At 68.8% G+C, this 3,651-nt stretch carries 3 protein-coding genes; all 3 read left to right on the forward strand.

Annotated features, from left to right (window positions below; genetic code table 11):
- Positions 1–11: 11 nt before the first annotated feature.
- On the forward strand, positions 12–1,049 hold the full coding sequence (locus GPA25_RS23400) for a branched-chain amino acid ABC transporter permease (RefSeq protein ID WP_169262799.1): 1,038 nt from the start codon (positions 12–14) through the stop codon (positions 1,047–1,049).
- Positions 1,050–1,054: 5 nt separating this feature from the next.
- Entirely contained in the window at positions 1,055–2,848 is a 1,794-nt protein-coding gene (locus GPA25_RS23405; protein ID WP_169262800.1) for a branched-chain amino acid ABC transporter ATP-binding protein/permease, read from the forward strand.
- A gap of 5 nt (positions 2,849–2,853) precedes the next feature.
- Positions 2,854–3,651, forward strand: a 798-nt coding sequence (locus GPA25_RS23410) for an ABC transporter ATP-binding protein (RefSeq protein ID WP_169262801.1), incomplete at its 3' end; no start/stop codon positions are given.

Genomic DNA, 3,651 nt, shown 5'->3' on the forward strand with positions numbered 1-3,651 from the left:
GGGGTTCGTCCATGGATTTCCAGATAGCGCTGTTGCTCGCACAGGACGGCATCACCAACGGTGCGATTTATGCGCTGCTCGCGCTCGCGCTGGTGCTGGTGTTTGCCGTGACGCGGGTGATCTTCATTCCGCAGGGAGAGTTCGTCGCCTATGGCGCGCTGACTCTCGTCATGATCCAGGCCGGCACGGTGCCGGCGACGTTGTGGCTCTTGCTGGGCAGCGGCGTGCTGGCGGCGGCCATCGATGCCCGCGGCGCGCTCGCCAGCGGCCAGAAGGGGCGCCTCGCCGGCGTACTGGGCTGGAACGTCGCCTACCCGGGCGTGCTCGCGGCGCTGCTCTATGCGCTGCCGCTGGCGACCCTGGCGCTGCCGCTGCAGGTGCTGCTGGCGCTGCTGGTGGTGGTGCCGATGGGCCCGCTGATGTACCGCCTGATCTACCAGCCGATCGCCGCCGCCCCGGTGCTGATCCTGCTGATCGTGTCGGTCGCGGTGCATGTGGGCATGGTCGGCCTCGGGCTCCTGTTCTTCGGCGCCGAAGGCTCGCGCACGCCGGCCTTCTCCGATGCCCGCTTCGATCTCGGCCCGATGATGATCAACGGCCAGACGATCTGGGTGATCGCCTCCTCGGTGGTGCTGATCGTCGCCCTCTACCAGTTCTTCGGCCGCACGATCTACGGCAAGGCGCTGCGCGCCACCGCGATGAACCGCAACGGCGCGCGCCTGATGGGCATCTCGCCGGCGCTCGCCGGGCGCCTCACCTTCCTGCTCGCGGCGCTGATCGGCACGCTCTCCGGCGTGCTGATCGCCCCCATCACCACCATCTACTACGACACCGGCTTCCTGATCGGGCTCAAAGGGTTTGTGGCCGCCATCGTCGGCGGCCTCGCCAGCTACCCGATCGCCGCCGCCGGCGCCGTGCTGGTCGGGCTGCTCGAAGCCTTCAGCTCGTTCTGGGCCAGCGCCTACAAGGAAGTCATCGTGTTCACCCTGATCATCCCGGTACTGCTGTGGCGCTCCTTCACCAGCCACCACGTGGAGGAAGAGGAATGAAGCCGATGCTCTCCCCCCGCGCCGTGCTGGGCGCCTTCCTCGCCCTGCTGCTGGTGGCGCCACTGGTGATGCCGCCGTTCTACGTCACGCTGTTGAACTACATCGGCTTGTATGCGCTGGTGGCGCTCGGCCTGGTGCTGCTGACCGGCGTCGGCGGCCTCACGAGCTTCGGCCAGGCCGCCTTCGTGGGCCTGGGCGCCTACACTACCGCGGTGCTCACCACCGCCACCGACTTGCCCGCCTGGCTCGCGTGGGCGGGCGGCTCGCCGTGGCTCGCGCTCGTCGTCGGCCTCGTGTTCACCGCCACCGTGGCCCTCGTGCTCGGCTCGCTCACGCTGCGCCTGTCGGGCCACTACCTGCCACTGGGCACCATCGCGTGGGGCATCAGCCTGTATTTCCTGTTCGGCACCCTCGAAACGCTGGGCGGCCACACGGGGCTCACCGGCGTGCCGCCGATCGCGGTGTTCGGCTATGAACTCACCGACGGCAGCCAGATTTTTTATCTCATCTGGGCCTTCCTGCTGTCGGCGGTGCTCACCACCCAGAACCTGCTCGACTCGCGTGAAGGGCGCGCGATCCGGGCGCTCAAGGGCGGCATGGTGATGGCCGAGGCGATGGGCGTGAACACCGCCCGCTCGCGCATGGTGATCTTCGTCATCGCGGCGCTGCACGCCTGCGCCTCGGGGTGGCTGTACGCGCACATGCAGCGCTTCGTGAACCCGACCCCGTTCGGCCTGCACATCGGCATCGAGTACCTCTTCATGGCGGTCGTCGGCGGCGCCGGCCACGTCTGGGGGGCGCTGCTCGGCGCGGGCGTCATCACCGTCGCCAAGCAGTGGCTGCAGGACATCCTGCCCAGGCTCTTCGGCCAGAGCGGCAACTTCGAGGTGATCTTCTTCGGCCTGATGATGATCGTCATCCTGCAGCGCGCGCGCGACGGCCTGTGGCCGCTCGTGGCCCGCCTCGTGCCGGTGCGCGCCACGCGGCGCAAGCTCGACGCCGCCGCCGAACCGCTGCCGCGCAAAGCCTTGCCCGCGCGCGGGGAAGTGATCCTCGAGGCGAAGGAGGTCACGAGGAAGTTCGGCGGCCTCGTGGCCAACAACAACATGAGCCTCACCGTGCGCGCCGGCGAGATCATGGCGCTGATCGGCCCCAACGGGGCCGGCAAGAGCACCATGTTCAACCAGATGTCGGGCGTCGACACCCCGACCTCGGGCGAAGTGCTGTTCCTCGGGCGACCGGTGGCCGGGCGCGGTTCGCGCGAGATCGCGCGCATGGGCATGAGCCGCACCTTCCAGCACGTCAAGCTCTTGCCGACCATGAGCGTGCTCGAGAACGTCGCCATCGGCGCGCACCTGCGCGGCGACAAGGGCGTGTTCCCGTCCGCGTGGCGCCTCGACCGGGCGGAGGAAGCGCGCCTGCTCAACGAAGCGGCACGCCAGATCGAACGCGTGGGGCTCGCCGAACACATGTTCGACGCCGCCGGCAGCCTCGCGCTGGGTCAGCAGCGCATCCTCGAGATCGCCCGCGCGCTCGCCGCCGACCCCTGCCTGCTGCTCCTCGACGAACCGGCCGCGGGCCTGCGCTTCAAGGAAAAGCAGGCGCTTGCGGAGCTCCTCCGGAAGCTGCGCGGCGAGGGCATGGGGATCCTGCTGGTCGAGCACGACATGGACTTCGTCATGGGCCTCGTCGATCGCATCGTCGTCATGGAATTCGGCGAGAAGATCGCCGAGGGGCTCCCCGAGGAAGTGCAACAGAACCCCGCGGTGCTCGAAGCCTATCTGGGAGGTGTGGAATGAACGGCATGAGCGTGGAACTGCAGGACGCGATCGTCCCGGCCGCCGAGCCTGCGCCGGCGCCCCCCCGCACGGTGCTCGAAGTGCGCGACCTGTGCGTCGCCTACGGCAAGGTGGAAGCCTTGTCGAACGCCAACCTGAAAGTCGGCGAAGGCCAGATCGTCACCGTCATCGGCCCCAACGGCGCGGGCAAGACGACGATGCTCTCGGCGATCATGGGCGTGCTCGAGTCGCGCGGCCAGGTCAGCTTCGACGGCGAAGTGGAACTCGTGCCGCGGGTCGAGCGCATGGTCGCGCGCGGCATGAACCTGGTGCCCGAGAAACGCGAACTCTTCGGCGAGATGAGCGTCGAGGACAACCTCCTGCTGGGCGCCTTCCAGCGCTACCGCTCGGGCCTGCGCGACCACCCGCAGACGATGGAGGAAGTCTTTCATCTGTTCCCGCGCCTGAAGGAGCGGCGCAGCCAGTTCGCCGGCACGTTGTCGGGGGGCGAGCGGCAGATGCTCGCGGTCGGGCGCGCGCTGATGGCGAAGCCGAAGCTCCTGATGCTCGACGAACCGAGCCTGGGGCTCGCGCCGCTGATCGTGCGCGAGATCTTCCGCATCATCAGCGAGCTGCGCCGGCGCGGCGTGTCGATCCTGCTGGTGGAGCAGAACGCGCGCGCGGCGCTGCAGGTCGCCGACTACGCCTACGTGCTCGAGACCGGCGAGATCGCGATGGAAGGGCCGGCCAAGCAGCTCGCCGACGATCCGCGCGTCATCGAGGCCTATCTCGGCCTGGGGGGCAAGCATCAGGACAAGCTGGCC

It is taken from the genome of Aromatoleum diolicum, from assembly GCF_012910955.1.
GTDB classification, from domain to species: Bacteria; Pseudomonadota; Gammaproteobacteria; order Burkholderiales; family Rhodocyclaceae; genus Aromatoleum; species Aromatoleum diolicum.

Excerpts from the sequence above, each read along its gene's own strand:
- GPA25_RS23400 (WP_169262799.1), top strand. The coding sequence starts at position 12 with ATGGATTTCCAGATAGCGCTGTTGCTCGCACAGGACGGCATCACCAAC.
- GPA25_RS23405 (WP_169262800.1), top strand. The coding sequence starts at position 1,055 with ATGCTCTCCCCCCGCGCCGTGCTGGGCGCCTTCCTCGCCCTGCTGCTG.